At 51.2% G+C, this 17,028-nt stretch carries 19 protein-coding genes and 1 tRNA gene; 8 read left to right on the top strand and 12 right to left on the bottom strand.

Translation table 11 applies throughout. The features are described 5' to 3' along the window. Positions 1-39 precede the first annotated feature (39 nt). The 3 genes from E3E29_RS03955 to E3E29_RS03945 all read left to right on the top strand — a co-directional run bounded on the left by E3E29_RS03955 (position 40) and on the right by E3E29_RS03945 (position 3,586). Positions 40-2,427, top strand: coding sequence for a CDC48 family AAA ATPase (locus tag E3E29_RS03955; RefSeq protein WP_167909551.1), 2,388 nt, complete (start codon positions 40-42; stop codon positions 2,425-2,427). Between the two features lie 90 nt (positions 2,428-2,517). Next, the gene (locus tag E3E29_RS03950; protein ID WP_167909893.1) at positions 2,518-2,763 is read left to right on the top strand and encodes a hypothetical protein; all 246 of its coding nucleotides are present in this window, start codon (positions 2,518-2,520) and stop codon (positions 2,761-2,763) included. A 91-nt stretch (positions 2,764-2,854) separates the two neighbouring features. Next, entirely contained in the window at positions 2,855-3,586 is a 732-nt protein-coding gene (locus tag E3E29_RS03945; RefSeq protein ID WP_167909550.1) for a hypothetical protein, read from the top strand. Positions 3,587-3,661: 75 nt separating this feature from the next. Here E3E29_RS03945 and E3E29_RS03940 read toward each other — a convergent pair whose 3' ends face one another. The 7 genes from E3E29_RS03940 to E3E29_RS03910 form a co-directional block, all read right to left on the bottom strand. Then, a complete protein-coding gene (locus tag E3E29_RS03940) occupies positions 3,662-3,811 on the bottom strand; it encodes a hypothetical protein (protein ID WP_167909549.1) in 150 nt (49 codons plus the stop codon). 166 nt (positions 3,812-3,977) lie between these two features. Beyond that, complete coding sequence (locus E3E29_RS03935) at positions 3,978-4,127, bottom strand: hypothetical protein (RefSeq protein ID WP_167909548.1); 150 nt, start codon at positions 4,125-4,127, stop codon at positions 3,978-3,980. 144 nt (positions 4,128-4,271) lie between these two features. Further along, on the bottom strand, positions 4,272-6,581 hold the full coding sequence (locus tag E3E29_RS03930) for a TRAP transporter fused permease subunit (RefSeq protein ID WP_167909547.1): 2,310 nt from the start codon (positions 6,579-6,581) through the stop codon (positions 4,272-4,274). 2 nt (positions 6,582-6,583) lie between these two features. Next, positions 6,584-7,039 carry a DUF1850 domain-containing protein gene (locus tag E3E29_RS03925; RefSeq protein WP_342764659.1) on the bottom strand — a complete coding sequence of 152 codons (456 nt, stop codon included), beginning with the start codon at positions 7,037-7,039 and terminating at the stop codon, positions 6,584-6,586. Continuing rightward, entirely contained in the window at positions 7,036-8,070 is a 1,035-nt protein-coding gene (locus E3E29_RS03920; protein WP_167909545.1) for a TAXI family TRAP transporter solute-binding subunit, read from the bottom strand. Before E3E29_RS03920 ends, E3E29_RS03925 begins: the two co-directional genes overlap by 4 nt. A 291-nt stretch (positions 8,071-8,361) precedes the next feature. Continuing rightward, a complete protein-coding gene (gene mobB / locus E3E29_RS03915; RefSeq protein ID WP_167909544.1) occupies positions 8,362-9,096 on the bottom strand; it encodes a molybdopterin-guanine dinucleotide biosynthesis protein B in 735 nt (244 codons plus the stop codon). A gap of 9 nt (positions 9,097-9,105) precedes the next feature. Further along, positions 9,106-9,321 carry an LSm family protein gene (locus E3E29_RS03910; protein ID WP_167909543.1) on the bottom strand — a complete coding sequence of 72 codons (216 nt, stop codon included), beginning with the start codon at positions 9,319-9,321 and terminating at the stop codon, positions 9,106-9,108. A 60-nt stretch (positions 9,322-9,381) separates the two neighbouring features. Between E3E29_RS03910 and E3E29_RS03905 the strand changes: the two genes are divergently transcribed. Further along, positions 9,382-10,206 carry a hypothetical protein gene (locus tag E3E29_RS03905; RefSeq protein ID WP_167909542.1) on the top strand — a complete coding sequence of 275 codons (825 nt, stop codon included), beginning with the start codon at positions 9,382-9,384 and terminating at the stop codon, positions 10,204-10,206. 708 nt (positions 10,207-10,914) lie between these two features. On the opposite strand, the gene E3E29_RS03900 is transcribed toward E3E29_RS03905, so the two are convergent. Next, a tRNA-Lys gene (locus E3E29_RS03900) sits at positions 10,915-10,992 on the bottom strand. 105 nt (positions 10,993-11,097) lie between these two features. Between E3E29_RS03900 and E3E29_RS03895 the strand changes: the two genes are divergently transcribed. The 3 genes from E3E29_RS03895 to E3E29_RS03885 are packed head-to-tail and all read left to right on the top strand — an operon-like array spanning position 11,098 to position 12,818. Continuing rightward, positions 11,098-11,466 carry a BlaI/MecI/CopY family transcriptional regulator gene (locus E3E29_RS03895; protein ID WP_167909541.1) on the top strand — a complete coding sequence of 123 codons (369 nt, stop codon included), beginning with the start codon at positions 11,098-11,100 and terminating at the stop codon, positions 11,464-11,466. A gap of 10 nt (positions 11,467-11,476) precedes the next feature. Beyond that, positions 11,477-12,280, top strand: coding sequence for a M48 family metallopeptidase (locus E3E29_RS03890; protein WP_167909540.1), 804 nt, complete (start codon positions 11,477-11,479; stop codon positions 12,278-12,280). A 4-nt stretch (positions 12,281-12,284) separates the two neighbouring features. After that, on the top strand, positions 12,285-12,818 hold the full coding sequence (locus tag E3E29_RS03885) for a cytidine/deoxycytidylate deaminase family protein (RefSeq protein WP_167909539.1): 534 nt from the start codon (positions 12,285-12,287) through the stop codon (positions 12,816-12,818). Positions 12,819-12,840: 22 nt separating this feature from the next. Here the strand turns inward: E3E29_RS03885 and E3E29_RS03880 are convergent, their stop codons facing one another. Genes E3E29_RS03880 through E3E29_RS03865 form a run of 4 tightly spaced genes read right to left on the bottom strand, consistent with a single transcriptional unit; the run spans position 12,841 to position 16,181 of the window. Further along, the gene (locus E3E29_RS03880; protein ID WP_167909892.1) at positions 12,841-13,212 is read right to left on the bottom strand and encodes a DUF2304 domain-containing protein; all 372 of its coding nucleotides are present in this window, start codon (positions 13,210-13,212) and stop codon (positions 12,841-12,843) included. Positions 13,213-13,217: 5 nt separating this feature from the next. Then, positions 13,218-14,540 carry an HAD hydrolase-like protein gene (locus tag E3E29_RS03875; RefSeq protein ID WP_167909891.1) on the bottom strand — a complete coding sequence of 441 codons (1,323 nt, stop codon included), beginning with the start codon at positions 14,538-14,540 and terminating at the stop codon, positions 13,218-13,220. Position 14,541: 1 nt separating this feature from the next. Continuing rightward, positions 14,542-15,003: an Lrp/AsnC family transcriptional regulator gene (locus E3E29_RS03870; RefSeq protein ID WP_167909538.1), complete on the bottom strand. Its 462-nt coding sequence runs from the start codon at positions 15,001-15,003 to the stop codon at positions 14,542-14,544. A 50-nt stretch (positions 15,004-15,053) separates the two neighbouring features. Next, positions 15,054-16,181, bottom strand: a complete 1,128-nt coding sequence (locus E3E29_RS03865; protein ID WP_167909890.1) for a tyrosine--tRNA ligase — start codon at positions 16,179-16,181, stop codon at positions 15,054-15,056. A gap of 106 nt (positions 16,182-16,287) precedes the next feature. On the opposite strand from E3E29_RS03865, the gene pfpI reads away from it, so the two are divergent. Then, positions 16,288-16,788 (top strand): deglycase PfpI, encoded by a 501-nt coding sequence (pfpI, locus tag E3E29_RS03860; RefSeq protein WP_167909537.1) that lies wholly within the window; start codon positions 16,288-16,290, stop codon positions 16,786-16,788. The last annotated feature ends 240 nt before the right edge of the window (positions 16,789-17,028 follow it).

Here is a 17,028-nt window from a genome sequence, read left to right as displayed (position 1 = left end):
AGTAACAAACGGTAACCAAAAATTGAGAGGTGATGTGATATGACCGAGAGAAAGGAGGTTAAGCTTAAGGTTGCTCCTGCTCACCAGAGGGATGTTGGTAGGGGCATAGTGAGGATTGACAGAAGGGCTATGCGTGAGCTTGGCGTTCAGTCAGGTGACATAGTCGAGATAATCGGTACCAAGAACACAGCGGCTGTAGTCTGGCCGGCTTACCCGGAGGACGAAGGACTTGAAGTAATCAGAATGGACGGAACCATCAGAAAGAACGCTGGGGTCGGCCTTGGAGACGAGGTCACCCTCAGGAAGGCCGAAGTTAAGGAGGCCAGGAAGGTCATCGTCGCTCCAACTGAGCCGATAAGGTTTGGAGGCGACTTCGTTGAGTGGCTGCACAGCAGGCTCGTTGGCAGGCCTGTAGTCAGGGGCGATTACATCAAAATAGGCATCCTGGGTCAGGAGCTGACCTTCGTAGTTACCGCGACTACTCCAGCGGGAATCGTCCAGATAACTGAGTTCACTGAATTCCAGATCAGCGAGAAGCCCGTTAAGGAGGTCAGCAAAGCCGCCGCACTTGGGGTCACTTATGAGGACATCGGCGGTCTAAAGGACGTAGTCCAGAAGGTTCGTGAGATGATAGAGCTCCCACTCAAGCACCCCGAGCTCTTCGAGAAGCTCGGCATTGAGCCGCCGAAGGGTGTGCTCCTGTACGGTCCGCCTGGAACTGGTAAGACTCTGCTGGCCAAGGCGGTCGCCAACGAGGCCAACGCTCACTTCATAGCAATCAACGGTCCAGAGATAATGAGCAAGTACTACGGCGAGAGCGAGGAGAGGCTTAGAGAGGTCTTCAAGGAGGCTGAAGAGAACGCACCGGCGATAATCTTCATCGATGAGATAGACAGCATTGCACCGAAGAGGGAGGAGACCCACGGTGAGGTCGAGAAGAGGGTTGTCAGCCAGCTGCTCACCCTGATGGACGGCCTCAAGAGCCGCGGAAAGGTCATAGTCATCGGTGCGACCAACAGGCCGGATGCTCTCGATCCGGCTTTGAGGAGGCCGGGGAGGTTTGACAGGGAGATTGAGGTCGGCGTTCCAGACAAGCAGGGAAGAAAGGAAATCCTCCAAATACACACCAGAGGAATGCCAATTGAGCCTGAATTCAGGAAGGATGCGGTCATAAAGATCCTGGAGGAGCTTGAGCAGAACGACGCGTACAGGGACGCCGTGGAGAAGGCGCTCCTGAAGGTTAAGAAGGCAAGTGAGGCGGAGATACCTGGAATCCTCAGAGAAATCGACGAGAGGCTCTACGATGAGGTCAGGGCCAAGCTCATCGATGGCCTCCTTGAGGAGCTCGCTGATGCCACACATGGTTTCGTCGGTGCAGACCTCGCTGCGCTCGCCAGGGAAGCAGCAATGGCCGCACTGAGGAGGCTCATCAGCGAGGGCAAGATCGACTTCGAGGTCGAGCACATACCCAAAGAGGTCCTTGAGGAGCTCAAGGTCACCAGGAGAGACTTTTACGAGGCCCTCAAGATGGTTGAGCCATCGGCACTCAGGGAGGTACTCCTTGAAGTCCCGAACGTACGCTGGGACGACGTTGGTGGACTTGAGGACGTCAAGCAGGAGCTCAGAGAGGCAGTCGAGTGGCCGCTCAAGTACCCGGAGGCCTTCATGGGTCTCGGCATAACGCCACCGAAGGGAATACTCCTCTACGGTCCCCCTGGAACCGGTAAGACTCTCCTAGCGAAGGCCGTGGCCAACGAGAGCGAGGCCAACTTCATAGCCATCAAGGGACCAGAAGTGCTCAGCAAGTGGGTCGGTGAGAGCGAGAAGAACATCAGAGAGATATTCAGGAAGGCGAGGCAGGCGGCCCCGACGGTGATATTCATTGACGAGATAGACGCCATCGCCCCAAGAAGGGGAACTGATACTAACCACGTCACGGACAGGCTCATCAATCAGCTGCTCACTGAGATGGATGGAATCCAGGAGAACAGCGGCGTGGTCGTTATTGGTGCGACCAACAGGCCTGACATTATTGATCCAGCCCTCCTTAGGCCTGGAAGGTTTGACAGGTTGATACTGGTTCCGGCTCCAGATGAGAAGGCCAGATTGGAGATATTCAAGGTTCACACTAAGGGAGTCCCACTCGCCAAGGACGTTAAACTTGAAGAGCTGGCGAAGAGGACGGAAGGTTACACCGGTGCAGACATAGCGGCGGCGGTTAGAGAGGCGGCGATGCTCGCCATGAGGAGGGCCCTGCAGGAGGGCATCATCAGGCCCGGCATGAAGGCCAGTGAAGTCAGGGAGAAAGTCAAGGTAACAATGAAGGACTTTGAGGAGGCCCTCAAGAAGATAGGCCCGAGCGTGGGCAAGGAGACCATGGAGTACTACAGGAAGATGCAGGAGCAGTTCAAGCAATCACGCGGGTGAAGTACCTTAAATTTGATAAGACCAGTATCCCAAAATCTTTTAGTTCTTTTCTGTCTTTTTCTTTAGAGTCAGTAAGAGGGGGTGGACATCATGATCTACGGTGTCCTTTTGAGTATCCCGGAGAAACTCGTTTCGAAGTATGAAGACGAGGTTAGAAAGACTATTGGCCTTGGAATCGCTAGGGGAGATGTGATAAGCTTCACCGAAGCGAGATACAGGGGAGACGTTGCCTTCGTCATGCTGGCCCGTTCGAGGGGGGCCGCCCAGAGTATGGTCTCCGAGCTTGGAAGCATGCCAGTTTATGTCAAGGTCATAGAGATAGAGGGCGAAAGTTAATATCTCCTTCTTTTGTTCCATTATCCATGGGAAGCTCTTTGATGTCAGAATATTTTTAAAGAAAACATTTCTACTTCTTCTTGGTGATACGATGCAGGTAGATGTTGCAATTCTTATTATAATTTACGCATACGTAACAACTCTCGTCGTCCTCTGGTTTTTGATGAAGGTCAGACCAAAGTTTCCATCGGGGATTTCAATTGGAATCGTCGTGTTCCTAGGCATTGCGACCACTATGGCCGTGGTAACAATACTGGAGTTCGCCATTGCGCCCGTAGGCAGGCCTGCTTCGAGGGTGATAAGCATAGCTCGGGGCCTTAAAATAGCCGCCATTGAGGAGACCATGAAGCTCATTGTGGCGGCTTTGGGCATACTCATAGCAAAAAACGAGGCTAAGTGGGTTGACACAAAGCTGTCACTCGCCTTTGTTTCGGGCTTCACCTTCGGGATAACCGAGGCTCTTTTTTACGTTGCTAGGAATAGCTATTCGCTGTTCGGGCTTGTCAACCTCTTCCTCTCGAGGTTGATTCATCCGGTCTTTACCGTGAGCCTCGTAGGGGGTATACTCCTCTTCCGGTACGGAAAGAGGATTGAAGGAGTTCTTGTGGCTTCCTATTCGTACCTGGGCCATGCCCTCTTGGATCACTACTTAACCGCCTGTGCCTGTTATATTTCCTCAGCCGTTATCCTGCTGGCGCTGGCCTCTTTTGCAGGGGCTGTGTACCTTCTTATGCCGAAGATTGAGGCCGAGAGAAAGCAGCGCGGGGAGTTCGAGAAGGAAGCAACGGTTGAACTAAAGGACCACTGGCTCAACAAGATGTGATATCAAAAACTCATGGACAAAATATGTGTAGGGGGATGTACCCCCCTTCTGATTTTATCAAGGAGGGGAGGAGCGTCATGCAACCCATTCGACCTCGTACGCGACGGCGTTGAACTCTCTCATCTTCTCCTGTGCGATGGACTCCGCCTTCTTCGGGTCGTTCGTGACGAGTATAACCTCATCGGGTATGCTTCTCTTGTGATAGTATACTATTCTAGCGAGCATGGGACCACCTCCAATGTATCACTCTGAGTGAGATACTCCACGTAGCTTTTAAAAGCTTTACTGATATTTAATGTGCATCAATGAACGAAAATCCTGTTGATTTCTGGCAGTAAAATGAATCCATATGAGCATTGAAATATAAGTGTTCAGAAGAATGGAAGAAAAATCAGTCGAGTTTTTCAAGCTCGAAGATCATCGCGTTGTTGTCTTTGAGTTCCCTTACGGCAATCCTCCTGGCGTGGTCAGCGTCTTCCGCCTCGAAAACTATCTCCTTTCCGTGGTTCTCCCCACCGTGGAGTCTTACCGTCCACTTCATGATATCACCGCTCTTTCATCAAGATGACAATTGTTTATAAGGTTAATGGACGGAGATCTGTCATTCAGCCAACAAAAGGTAATTCCAGTTGACAGCTAAATAACGAGCATAAACAAAAGAATGAAGAATGGAAAGGTGCGGTCTTTAGCTGCCCAGCTTTTCTTCGAACAGCTTGAGCCCAATAACGGTTACCACGCCCGCCCCCACTATAATCGGGCTCAGCGTGGCTGAGAGAAGCCCTATTATTCCTGTGATTCCCCTGACTTCCTTTCTGAGGTGTTTTCCGAACCAGCCGGTCAGAGCTATGGCCAGCATGTACATCACGAGCAACGTTGCTCCCAGGTCGTATATCACCTGGACGGTTGTCATGAGCGTCCAGTGCTTTACTGTTATGATGAACATCTCTGGATGGGTGAAGTAGATGTAGGGGCCAATGTATCCTGCTATTGCGTACCTAACCGCGTTCATTGCCGTCTTCCAGAAGTCTCCACCGGCTAACGCTGAACCCGCGTAGCTTGCCAGTGCAACGGGCGGGGTTATGTCGGCTAGGATTCCAAAGTAGAATACGAAGAAGTGGGCTGAGAGGAGTGCTATCGCCGTTCCGAAGCCAGGAACTGGCTGGTCATAGGGTGCTAAGTTTGAGACCGCCGTGTATATTGCTGGAGCCATGACGAGCGAGGTTATAATATAGTTGGCCGTCGTTGGCACTCCCATTCCAAGGATGAGGCTGAATATCATTGTGATGACGAGCAGGAGCCAGAGGTTTCCGGAAGTGAACGACGCCATTTTGTAACCTAAGGATGAAGCCAAGCCCGTTATAGTCAGGGAACCCTGGATGAGGCCAGCGCTTGCGGCTGCCAGCATAACCGCCGTGCTGGTTTTTCCTGCCTCTATCATCGACTCGTACGTTGCCGCGTACATCACCTTTCCATCCCTCGTCTTGGAGACATAGCCAACTATGAGGGAGAAGACGATGCCGAGGATTCCGGTTAGGAGGAGTATGTTCTCCCTGTTCATCCCAATGTACTGGGCAAACGCCACGAAGAGCATGAAGAGAAGGCTGATGTGGAGCTTTTCGTTGAAGTACACCAGCTTCCTTGCCGCCGCGAGACCGATGAGGACGATCGACATCAGCACCAGCAGGTCGGCACTTATTATTGCCGTGCTCTTGCTTTGGAACATCAGAAACGTTGAGATTAAGGTGATTGCCACGTATAATGCCTCGTTTCCTGGGATGTCGTCTTTGGAAATCCACGCCACCCATATGGCAACGCCCAGTGAGGAAATTGCCGATATGTGGGCAGGGATTCCCCATATCAACGCAACAGTGATGACGAGTATTGGCAGGAGGATGTAGCTCTTTCTCAAGAAGTACTTAAGATCCTTGAAGTGCTCGCGGGGCATTCCTTTGAGTCCAAGTCTCTTGGTCTCCCTGTCTATGAATAGGTAAACTCCGGAGTAGTAAACGATGGCGGGTAGGATAGCGGCTATTATTATCTTGTTATATGGAATCCCCAGGAACTCTGCCATTATGAACGCCGCGGCACCCATGATCGGGGGCATCAGCTGTCCACCTGTGGATGAGACCGGCTCTATGGCACCGGCTATCTCTGGGGGGTACCCTGCCTTTTTCATTAGAGGGATCGTGAAGGTTCCCGTTGTCAGAACGTTGGCGACGCTGGAGCCGCTTACGGTTCCCATGAGGGCGCTCGCTATAACGGCGGACTTGGCGGGCCCGCCCGGCCTCGTGCCGAACACCGTTATCATAAACTCTGTTATGTAATCGCTGATGCCTATCTTCAGGAGGAACGCCCCGAAGAAGATGAACGCGAACACGTAGATCGTCATGACGTACAGGGGTGTGGCGAACAGTCCCTCGCTGGCAAGGTACATGTGCTCCGTGAACACCAGCCAGTTAAAGTGTATGTTGTATATGGCATACCCGAGGAACACGAGGACAACGGCCGGCAGCACCCAACCTATAACCCTCCTCGTTGCCTCGAGAACGACGAATATCGACAGCAGGGCAAAGAATATGTCTTTGTCGTAGGTCATAGCATACTGAGCGTAGCTCGGATACCTGAAGAACAGGTAGAACATGGCTATCAACGAGAGGGCTATGAAGACCCAGTCGTGCCATTCCACCTTATCGAGGTGCTTCCTCGTTCTCTTTATCGGGTACAGAAGGAACGCTATCAGGAGTATCATGGCGAGGACGAACGCTTCACCCTGCTGAGTCTGGAAAGTGTACAGGAGGGCCGAGATTTTGATGCCCATCTTTGAGAACATCGTGTATAGTGTGCCGTTGAAGTTGAATATGAACAGTATTTCGTACAGGCCGATTAGGATGGCAGCGGTTGTAACTATCTTTTCGAGTCCCGACGGCAGCTTACGCGTTCTCTCTATTATCTCCTCGACCTTTTCTATGTCAGCCTTATCCAGTTCTTCCGCCATTATCAACACCTCCTTAAGAGGACCATTATGAGGGGACATCTTCTGATTCTAAACCTCACGAGTTCGGCGTGCTTTGGGGCGACCACGAGCTTTCCGTTCACTATAACTTTGGCCCTGTTGAAGGGAATAAACCAGTAGTCTAGGCTTTTTCCGATGTACTGATCAACGTTCTTGTAGTACATTCCGTCCTCCATTCCCTGGATGTCCTCTGGCAGGCCTGCCCCGAAGTCGCTCCAGAGCATTTTTTTAACGTACATCCCGCTTGAGTTGACCGTCAGCACCTCTATCACCTCGCTGTGCTCAACGCTGTGATTGTATTCGATGGTAAGCTCCACTGTGCCCAGTCTTGTAACGTACGAAGTATTGTCATCGTGAATCGAAAGGACGTTAACCGGAAAAATCATAACCGCCAGAATGGCAATTAAAAAGAAAAGAAGGGCCTTTTTCAAAAGCTTCACCCGCTGGGTGGCTTGATCTTGTCGGGTATGGTCATGCCCTTCTCTTCGTAGTACTTGGCTGCGCCTGGGTGGAGGGGTATGCTCATACCGTCCAGAGCCGTCTGGAGGCTGATGTACTTGGCTTTGGCGTGGACAGCGCGGAGGGCATCGACGTTGTCGAAGAGAACCTTCGTCATATCGTATACCACGCTGTCTGGGAGGTCGGCGCTTACGACCAGAATGGCCTTAACGGCAACCGTTGGGGTGTCCTCGGTCATACCGTTGTAGGTGTCCTTCGAGAGGTTCTGCCTCACGTAGAAGATGTAGCCCTCGTTCTTGAGCTTGTTGAGTATATCGTCGGATATTGGGAGAACTCTGACGGGGGTGTTAACGGCTATTTCCGTAATGGCCGGGGTTGGGGCTCCGGAGACTATAACGGCCGCATCGATTTGGCCCAGTTTGAGGGCCTGGGCGGCCTGGCTGAACTTCTGGTTGACCTTCTGGATGCTGTCCCAGACACCGGCTGCCTTGAGGATCTGCTCTGCGGCAACTGCGGTACCGCTTCCTGGGGCACCTATGGCGACCTTCTTGCCATTGAGGTCCTGGAGGCTTTTTATCTCACTGTCAGCCTTGACGACGAACTGAACGGTCTCAGGATAGAGGGCGGCCACACCGCGAAGCTTCTTTATGGGCTTCCCGTTGAACATATAAAGTCCGTTGTAAGCGTAGTATGCCACATCGTTCTGCATAATGGCAGCCTGAGCGTTTCCGTTTCCGATTGCCTGGGCGTTTGACACGCTGGCACCGCTGGTGACGGCCTTTGCGTTTATGCCCGCATCATTGAGGAGCTGGGCGTATTTTGACCCAAGTGGGTAGTACACACCGCTGGTTCCGCCGGTGTAGATGGTTATCTCCCCAGTGTACTTTGAGGAGCCGGTCTGGCTCTGGCTTCCAGTGGTTGAAGAACTGGATGTTGTACCTCCACCAATGCAACCGCTGGCCACAAGGGCAAACACCAAAATGGCCACGATACTAATGGCCTTCATCTTCATTTTTTCACCTCATTCATCATTTATGTTCATTCAAATATTTCAAAGTGCATCTCAGAACATCTATATCTCTGTGCTCCGTTATATACTTTACGGTTGTAAACTTTTACGGCCCTGTAAACAATAAATGTGTGCGTATTCGCCTTTTTTCTCTGAAATCTTTTCGAAAAATCCATTACATATTTCAGTACTCCCTTCGGGTGTACCTTTTAATCTCTCCACTGATATTTACGTTTGGAAAGAAGATTGCAGGGAGATGCACTTGATTGACTACTTTAAGTGTTAAATAGTGGCTTATTCATCCCTAATGACTATCTCGATTTTTCTTCCCCCGCGGTAACCCTTCATCGCGGATAACATGCCTTTTACCGTTTTTTCAACGAGCTCTTGCACCCAGTCCTTCATTGGAAGAACCTGGCCATCGATTTTCACTGTCACTTTAGGTTTTTGGCTGAGAACAACGCAGTCCTTGAGCGTTTTCTCTCCACTGACTATCATCCTTGCCATTTGAGAACAATTGAAGCCGCAGAGGCCACAGTCTATGTTGGGGAGCATAAAAGCTCGCTTTTCTACGATGTCTGTCAGCTTTTCGGGTTCTTTGGTTGCGTCGATAACGGGGAGACTTTCAATCTCGGTTACCCCCGTGGAAGCTACAACTCCGCTTACCGCTATGGCCAGGCCGTTGTTGAGCTCCTTTACCTCCCCCGGGTTTCTGGCGCAGACCACCCTCGGCACGTGCTGGACTGATTTGAAGCCTTCTATGAGCAGAAAATCCGCAGAAACCATCGAAAAGAGGGCGTTTATATCCTTCGCCTTGAAGAGAAGGGCATCCGTGTCGTTTGCCCGGACGAGAACAGAGTCAGCCACTCTTGAGAACTTCCATGTATCCGTTCCTTCCCTGTCGAAATCGGAGTGCATGCTCTTTGCTATCGCCACGCGGTAGCCGCGCTCCTTGAGGATTCTCGCGACGGCTTCCACGGTCGTGGTTTTTCCGCTCTTCTTGTATCCAACGAATGCAACTCCCCTCATAGGAACACCTCACAGGAGGGTTATCCAGTTAATGTCGTCTATCTTCACCACGAGCTCCCGCGCCCTGTTTCCAGCGTAGTCGGTGACCTCCTTCAAGAGGAGTATCTCTTCGTCAAAGCCCCCAAGAATCCCTGAGAAACTCGCGTCGCTGCCTATGCCGACGGCTATTCTCTTCCCTTTCCATCTCTCCAGCGTTTTGTCGAGGAGATACTGCTTCTCACTCATCTTCCCACCCAAAACCAAAACCCTATAAGGCTTTTTAGCGTTTCTCCTCCGGTGGTATGAATGAGGTTGACAACGAAGAATATCGCGGTTAAGGAAGCCCTTACCCGTGAGCTCAAGGGTGCGGGGATTAAGTTTGAGATGAAAAGCAGGCCATCGTACGAGGCCTTCGTGGGCTATTTTGTTGAAGGGACGCTGGACGAGATAGGTACTATCTTGAAGGCGCTTGATGGAGTTGATTCTGCCGCCCTTATGGAGGGATACAACTCGTTTAAGGAGAGCCTCTATCACATCCTTGAGCACCTGAAGGAAGGAGCAGACTTTGGAGAGCTCCTCAACGAGGCCCCGTGGGTGGCGGACATCGTTGACCAGCTCTTCCGCGGTGGCGTAATAGAATCCGAGGGCGAACATCTGAAGCTCCGCGAGGGGGCGGACGTTGCCGGTGTGCGCTTCCAGTTTAAGTTCCCCTTTGAGCTTGTCACGGATCCCGAAAAGCTGCCGGAGACCGTTAAGCAGTTCGTCTTCACGGACCTCGTGGTCGAGTATGAGTTTGAGATACTGGAGCTCGACATAGGGCGCATTAACTCTCTGGGCTCGATAGCGGGCAAGTATTTCCCAGAGGACTACGTTTTGAAGGTCTACTTCGCCCTGATTGGGCGGGCCATCCTGGCCAGCGAAGTCCTAAACGCGCTTGGGGCAGGGAAAGTAGACCTTGAAGGTCTTGAGAAGTCGTTCCTCCGCGCCATGCCTCTTGAAATACCAACAGAGAAGGGAAGCCTTGTCGTCCATGCAACTAAGGAGTCGATGGACGAACTCCTCCGCTTCCTAGAGAAGGAGGGCTACGTGGACATCAAGGCCGGGAAAGTCCGGAAGCTCCGCGACCTCTAGTGATCTTTTCTTTCGTATATTTCTATTTCTCCCCAAGAAATCTTGTCTTTTAAAATTAGCCAGGATTGGTTTTTTATTGTATTTATCCTCTTCTGTTAAAAATGCTTAAACGCCAGTGAAAATAACGCTGAAGCTTTTGGGAAATCTTGAATGTCGTCAGCGATTTGCTAGATAATACATGGAATTCCAGAATTAGCAGGATACCACGGGTTTGTTTTTCTCTTAACGCCCGAAGGGCGTTGTACTCTGAGTAAACCCTTTGAAAATTGTCGATTAAATGTGAGAATCCCACTAGAATAAGGCGAGTATTCGCGGACATTCACTTTTCAAACAATCCAGTTGAACCAGTCAAAAACATTCCGTCATCCGTTAAGGACGCTTGAACGATAGTGAAAGCGGCGCTGAAACTTTGCAAGCAAAGTTTCATCAAAGCTTGTGGTTCTTGTCAAAAGTGCTGTTTTTAGGAGATTTTCTTTAGAAGCTTCTTCTCTCATTTTGAATTCCAGTTTTAGTGGGCTTGTTTTCTATGAGTTTGCTTTGTAATAGACGCCCGTAGGGCGTCAAAGTGAGAGAAACTCTTTTTTAGTAGGCTGAATTTTGGAATTCATGCCTTTTTAGCCTGTGTATCACGAAAATCATTGTAGAAGGGCAATTTTAAGAAGAACCACGAACTTTGATCAAACTTTTGCTTGGCAAAAGTTTGTTTTCTGGCGGGCCGGGCGGGATTCGAACCCGCGGCCACGGGGTTAAAAGCCCCGCGCTCTAACCAGGCTGAGCTACCGGCCCACAACCCCCGATGAGGTATTGGGTTGGCTTTTATAAGCTTTGCTCTTCACCCCAAGTGGAAAGCTTTTTATGTTTGGAATTTGAGATTAATACGGAGGGTCCTTCATGGAGCCAAACGAGTTCAAGCTCACGGAGGAGGGAATAAAGGCGGTCCTTCCCCCGCTTGAGGCGGAGATAATGGAATACATGTGGAAGGTCAAAGAGGCGACCGCTGGAGAAGTCTATGAGCACATGAAGACCGAACACCCGGACATGCGCCGCTCCACGGTTAGCATACTCATGAACCGCCTGTGTGAGAGGGGTCTCCTTAGCAGGAGCATGGATCACGGCAGGGGTGGCATGAGGTACGTTTACCACGTGACGACCACGAAGCAGGAGTTCGAGGAGAGAGTAGTCCGGCGCATACTGACCGCGCTCATGAGCAACTTCAGGGAAGCCACCTACGCCTATCTCTCCCAGATAAAGAAGGATTGAGGCGAGATGGATGTTGCTGCTTCCCATTGCCCTGCTGTTTGGTCTTGCGTACGCTGTTGCCGGCCAGTGGGGACTGGAGCTTGGCCTCGTCACGATGGGAGCGGTTCTTTTCATCGGGTTACTGGGTCTCCCTAGACCCGACAGGAGGTACATCCCCCTTGAAGAAACCTCCTCCGGGGAGATCTTGGAGGGCGTGCGCGCCCTTGCAGAGAGGGCGGGTATTGAGAAGTTCCGCGTCTACATCCTAGACGATTACATCCCCAATGCATACTCCTTTGGGAGAAATATTGTCCTCTCACTCGGATTGTTTGAGATACTCGATGAGGAGGAGATACTCGCAGTTGCTGCCCATGAGCTGGGACACATAAAGAACAAGGACACAATCTTCTTCCCTATCGTCACGTACCTCAGGGTATTCTCCTTCGTGATGTTCATTCTGCTGACCATTTTAAGCAGGAGTTTCTGGGTGTCCATTCTGGCGTTTATGTTCTACGTCTACTACGAGTTCGAGCGCTCGCGCTTTCTGAAAAACAGGGAGTTTAAGGCTGATGATCTCGCGGTTCGCATACTCAACGTTCCGCTGAGTCTGAAGCGCGCCCTGGAGGAGCTTAAATATTACGAGGACCTTAGGGAGGGCGTTAAAAATGAGACCCTGCCCGGGATAGAGCCCTCCATCGAGAGGCCAGAGAAGAAGAACTCAAAGCAGATATGGCACCAAAACGTCCTTCTTTTCCCCACACATCCCTCTTATGAGGAGAGAATCTTCCGCATAGTTACTAGCGTGGAGGACATGGTTCACTCCAGTAGGAGATGATTGAATGACCGTTGAGGTAGTTCTTGATGAAGCAAAGGCAGAGCGAATCAGGAAGCTTCGGCCCACAAAGGATGAGTACTTCATGCTCATAGCGAAACTCATTTCCCTTCGAGCGACCTGCCCACGCCTTCGTGTGGGTGCTGTGGCGGTTAAAGACGGCTATATCCTCGCCACCGGTTACAACGGCGCGCCGAGGGGAATGGATCACTGTATCGACGTCGGCTGTCTCATAGTCGACGGCCACTGTCATAGGGCTGTTCATGCCGAGCAGAACGTCATAGCGATGGCCGCTCGGAAAGGTATAAGCCTCGAAGGCGCTACCCTCTACGTCACCCACTTTCCATGCGACGTCTGCTTTAAGCTCGTCCTCAACGCGGGCATAAAGGAGGTAGTCTACGAGGAGATGTATCCCAACGAGGCCACCGAAATACTCTTAAAAGAGGCCCAAGAGAAAGGGATAGTAAAAATCCGGCAGTTCAAGCTGAAAAAAGAGAGGGTGAGGCTGTTCCTGGAGGAGCTCTTTGGAGGAAACTTTTGATCCTAAGGATCGATTCTTAGAGTCAGCGTTTTTCTGCTTCTTCCAACTTTTTGAGCTTCTCGTTGATTTCCTCAAGTTCGATGGCCACTTTTCTCGTGAGTTCGGTTATCTCCCTCTCTGTCCTGTCGATTTTGATGTAGAGCTGGAAAAGCAGGAGGAATATCAAGCCTATGGAGAGGACGAAGAGTGCATCCAGCCCCCTGCCGAGGCCGAGTACCTTCTTTATCTCCATTGATATCCTGATCGGGAACAGCGCTATCACTATGAACACGCTGAATATCAGGCCCCATGAGATTACTCCTGACCACTCTATCTTACCCCTTTTGTAGTCTTGGAAAACCCTCCAGAGCAGGTAGAGCATCGTAACTATCGCAACATACTGGGCCACGTACATTCCCATCACCTCAACTTGTCAAACAGTAGGTTCAGGGCTATTTTTATGCCCTCCATAACGTTCGTTCCTTTCTTCATTGAGTACTCCGTGTAAACGGCCTTTATGGGCACTTCAACAACTCGGCACTTGTTCTTAACCGCTTCTATTATTATCTCGCTTGAGACCGCGTACCTGTCGCACGTAATCCTTATCTTGGATGCACATTCGCCGCTGAAACACCTCAGCCCGCTTTGGCTGTCGCTGACGTATTTGTGTGCAAAGATCGCAGTGATGGTGTCGAGCACGAAGTTGCCGAACTTCTTGACGAAGGGCATCTGGCTCGTGTCCCCCTTCAGCCTGGAGCCAACGGCGAAGTCGGCCTTCCCCTCCGCCACGGGCTTCATAACCCTTAGCGCATCGCTTATCAAGTGCTGTCCATCGGCGTCGAAGGTTATAACGAGCTTAGCCCCCCTTCTGATCGCATAGCTCAGCCCCGTTCCAAGGGCTCCACCGAGGCCCCGATTTACGAGGTGGGTGAGAACGTGGACACCGTAGGAACGGGCTATCTCCTTCGTTCTGTCACGCGAGCCGTCGTTGACGACCACAATCTCCTCGGGCTTAAAATAGCAAAGCAGATCCTTGAGGACGGATGAAATGGTTTTCTCCTCGTTGTACGCGGGAACGACAACGTAACTCGATAGGAGGCGTTCTAAAAGTGGAACGAATTCCTTCATGGTTGGAATCTCAAAGTTTGGGGTCGCATCAACCGAGAAGCTCATCCTGCCGGATTCGTGGGAGGTGATCATAACGCTTAGTACCCCTGCCTTCCCAGCCGCTATGATGTCGTAGCCATGGTCACCAACCACAAGCGCCTTTTCAGGCGGGATTCCAAGATCCTGGAGAACCCTCATTATCTGGCCTGGCTCGGGTTTGAGGTCCTCAGGAGGAACGTCTTCCCTGGCAACGATGGAATCAAAATAGTCCATAATGCCATTCTTTTCAAGGGCAAGGAGTGCCGCATCCCTTGAGCTCCTCGTCACCACTGCGGCTTTTATGCCCCGCTCTCTGAGGAACTGGAGGGATTCCCTAACTCCATCAAAGAGGAAGCTCGCCTCCATCCTTTCCTTCTCGAGTTCAACCTGAATCGAGTGGAGTTCTTCGAAGGGAATTCCAGTGGCTTTGGATATCTTTATCAGGCTCTCGTACATTGGGGTCAGGTCGCCGATGACACTCTCTTTTAAGCCTTTCTCAAGGAGTTTCTGCCTCAACTCCTCCTTTATTTCGGAGAATGGCCTTGGGGCCCCCACAAGTGTTCCATCGAGGTCGAATATCACGAGCGTTATGTCCATGTCAGCCACGCTCCACCCAGCACTCCTTTGGGGCTTCATAAACGACGCTCCACTCTATGTACTCCAGGGTCGTTCCGAGGGAACGTTTCAGCCGCGAAGCAAACTCCTTCATACTGTCCATGTCCTTGAATTCTGCTATTATTACCGCCTGGGTTCTGCCGCTGGTTCTGTATAATGACTGCACTTCACTGGAGCTTGCTATCGATTGGAGGATTCTGTCTATATCCCTTCCCTCCACTCTGAGCTTTATCAGGAACAGAATTTTAACGTAGTTTCCGAGGAACGCAGGGTCGACGACTGCAGAATACCCTTTTACCGCCCCTAACTTTTCGAGCTTCTCAAGCCTGTTCTTGACGCTAGCTGGGGAGAGGTTCACCCTTTTCCCCAGCTCAGTTAGGGTAATCCGGCCCTCTCTCCGGAGGATTTTGAGCATTTCAATGTCCTTCTCGTCGATTCCTGGCATTTTATTCACCGAGATAGCGGTTGGGAGTAAAAGCAAAAAGAACGAAAAAATCAGCGGGTTATCTTCGCCTGGTTCATGAGCTCGAGCGGCTCGGGGTGCCTCTCGAAGTAGTCCCTGACTGGCTTGAGGAGTTCGATGAGGTAATCAGCGACGCCGTTTTTGAGGTCGAGCGGGTGAAGCTTGCCCTCTGCAAAGTCCCTCTTGAGTTCCTCGAAGGTGGTGTAGGTTATGTCCCCGCCGAACTTGGCCGGGCGGTGGATGGTGAACTCCGTGGGTTCTTCCCTGAAGATTATGTGCTCGGCCCAGTCGAGGACGGGGTTGTAGTTGACCTCCTTGGCCGGGCAGAAGGCTTTTCTGAGCTTTTCCTTTATCCCTTTGGGTCTATCGTGGATGAAAACGGCCGAGTAGGGCTTGCTCTTGCTCATCTTCATCTGGGTCTTGAGCTCCTTGAACTGCTCCTCGCTCTCTATTGGCCAGACAGGCGGTTCCTGCAGACCGAGGAGGAGGTGGTGGTGGAGCGCGATCGGCTTGAGTTTCTTCCCCTTCCATTCAAGGGCGTGGTACTTGAGTTTTTGAGCGACCTCAATGGCAATAACGTGTGCCTTCCTCTGGTCCATTCCCGCGTGTGCTATCGTAACACCCTGGTAGTAGATATCCGCCACCTGCATGGCCGGGTAGATGAGCTTGGCGAAGTCTATGGCCTCACCCATCTGGCGGCCCATGATCGTGATGGAGCGCATCATTCTGGCAAGGGTCACGTTCTTGGAGATGTCAATGACGGTCTGCCAGTAGTCGCCCTTCTCAAGTATCTCGCTGGCCAGGACAAACTCCACCTTATCCGGGTCGCCGCCCATGACTTTTATGCTCTGCTTCATGCCCTCCTTGAAGTATGTAAGCGCGACCTTCTGGATGGTCTCGAGGTCTCCACCGAGCTTGTCGTTTATCCAGCTGTGCCAGTCGGCGAGGAAGATTCTCGTCTTGACACCGGCCTTCTGGAGGTCGGCGATTTTAGCCCCCGCCATAAGTCCGGTTCCGAGGTGAATGTAACCGCTTATTTCGAAGCCTATGTAGTGCTGCATCGGGATTCCAACTTCCAAGAGGTGTCTGAGGTTCTCCTCCGTTAGAAGCTCCTCAGTTGGTTTTCTCATGATGAGCTCGATTCTCCTCTCCATGTCCATTCTAACCACCTAAACGATGAACGGCTTTGAGTTTAAGGGTTTTGCGGCCGAAAGCTTAATTAGGTTTCATGACTACAATGGTCTGAACGTTATGGAGGTGTTCGACATGAAGGTTCTGTTTCTGAGTGCCGATGAGTTTGAGGATCTTGAACTGATATACCCACTCCACCGCCTCAAGGAGGAGGGACACGAGGTCTACGTGGCCAGCTTCGAGAGGGGAAAGATTATGGGAAAGCACGGCTACACCGTCGAGGCTCAGCTCTCCTTCGATGAGGTTGATCCAGACGAGTTCGACGCACTCGTTCTCCCGGGCGGAAAGGCCCCTGAGAAGGTCAGGCTGAACGAGAGGGTAGTGAGCATAGCCAGGAAGATGTTTGAGGAGGGCAAACCCGTCGCCAGCATCTGCCACGGGCCGCAAATACTAATCTCAGCTGGCGTCCTCAAGGGCAGGAAGGGAACCAGCACGATAACAATCAGGGACGACGTAAAAAACGCAGGGGCAGAGTGGGTCGATGCAGAAGTTGTTGTCGATGGCAACTGGGTCAGCTCTAGGCATCCAGGAGATCTCTACGCATGGATGAGGGAGTTCGTGAAGCTCCTCCGCTGATGTCTGTTTTTGTATTTTTAACAATTTTTTGTGTTTTATACAATTTTGTTTACTCAAAGAAGGCATTCATTCTTCTGGTAATGAAGTTTTGTCGCTGGTATTTTTCCAAAATTTCATAAAATTTTGAAGCTTGGCGAAATTTTGTTGGATAAAATCTAGCAAATTTAATCTAATGTTGTGAAAAATTCAACATTTTGCTAATTATTTTGGAAAATCTTTAAATAGGATGAGCGCATAGTA

Source organism: Thermococcus sp. Bubb.Bath (genome assembly GCF_012027595.1).
In the GTDB taxonomy this organism is placed as follows: Archaea; Methanobacteriota_B; Thermococci; order Thermococcales; family Thermococcaceae; genus Thermococcus.
Note: the sequence above shows the minus strand (reverse complement) of the source record. Positions and strands in the feature narration are given on the sequence as shown.

Coding starts and splice junctions, on each gene's coding strand:
- E3E29_RS03865 (WP_167909890.1), bottom strand. CDS start 16,181: ATGGACATGGAGAGGAGAATCGAGCTCATCATGAGAAAACCAACTGAG.
- pfpI (WP_167909537.1), top strand. CDS start 16,288: ATGAAGGTTCTGTTTCTGAGTGCCGATGAGTTTGAGGATCTTGAACTG.
- E3E29_RS03890 (WP_167909540.1), top strand. CDS start 11,477: ATGTTGCTGCTTCCCATTGCCCTGCTGTTTGGTCTTGCGTACGCTGTT.
- E3E29_RS03935 (WP_167909548.1), bottom strand. CDS start 4,127: ATGAAGTGGACGGTAAGACTCCACGGTGGGGAGAACCACGGAAAGGAG.
- E3E29_RS03875 (WP_167909891.1), bottom strand. CDS start 14,540: ATGGACATAACGCTCGTGATATTCGACCTCGATGGAACACTTGTGGGG.
- E3E29_RS03905 (WP_167909542.1), top strand. CDS start 9,382: ATGAGGTTGACAACGAAGAATATCGCGGTTAAGGAAGCCCTTACCCGT.
- E3E29_RS03955 (WP_167909551.1), top strand. CDS start 40: ATGACCGAGAGAAAGGAGGTTAAGCTTAAGGTTGCTCCTGCTCACCAG.
- E3E29_RS03885 (WP_167909539.1), top strand. CDS start 12,285: ATGACCGTTGAGGTAGTTCTTGATGAAGCAAAGGCAGAGCGAATCAGG.
- E3E29_RS03910 (WP_167909543.1), bottom strand. CDS start 9,321: ATGAGTGAGAAGCAGTATCTCCTCGACAAAACGCTGGAGAGATGGAAA.
- E3E29_RS03950 (WP_167909893.1), top strand. CDS start 2,518: ATGATCTACGGTGTCCTTTTGAGTATCCCGGAGAAACTCGTTTCGAAG.
- E3E29_RS03945 (WP_167909550.1), top strand. CDS start 2,855: ATGCAGGTAGATGTTGCAATTCTTATTATAATTTACGCATACGTAACA.
- E3E29_RS03940 (WP_167909549.1), bottom strand. CDS start 3,811: ATGCTCGCTAGAATAGTATACTATCACAAGAGAAGCATACCCGATGAG.
- E3E29_RS03895 (WP_167909541.1), top strand. CDS start 11,098: ATGGAGCCAAACGAGTTCAAGCTCACGGAGGAGGGAATAAAGGCGGTC.
- E3E29_RS03920 (WP_167909545.1), bottom strand. CDS start 8,070: ATGAAGATGAAGGCCATTAGTATCGTGGCCATTTTGGTGTTTGCCCTT.
- E3E29_RS03870 (WP_167909538.1), bottom strand. CDS start 15,003: ATGCCAGGAATCGACGAGAAGGACATTGAAATGCTCAAAATCCTCCGG.
- mobB (WP_167909544.1), bottom strand. CDS start 9,096: ATGAGGGGAGTTGCATTCGTTGGATACAAGAAGAGCGGAAAAACCACG.
- E3E29_RS03880 (WP_167909892.1), bottom strand. CDS start 13,212: ATGTACGTGGCCCAGTATGTTGCGATAGTTACGATGCTCTACCTGCTC.
- E3E29_RS03930 (WP_167909547.1), bottom strand. CDS start 6,581: ATGGCGGAAGAACTGGATAAGGCTGACATAGAAAAGGTCGAGGAGATA.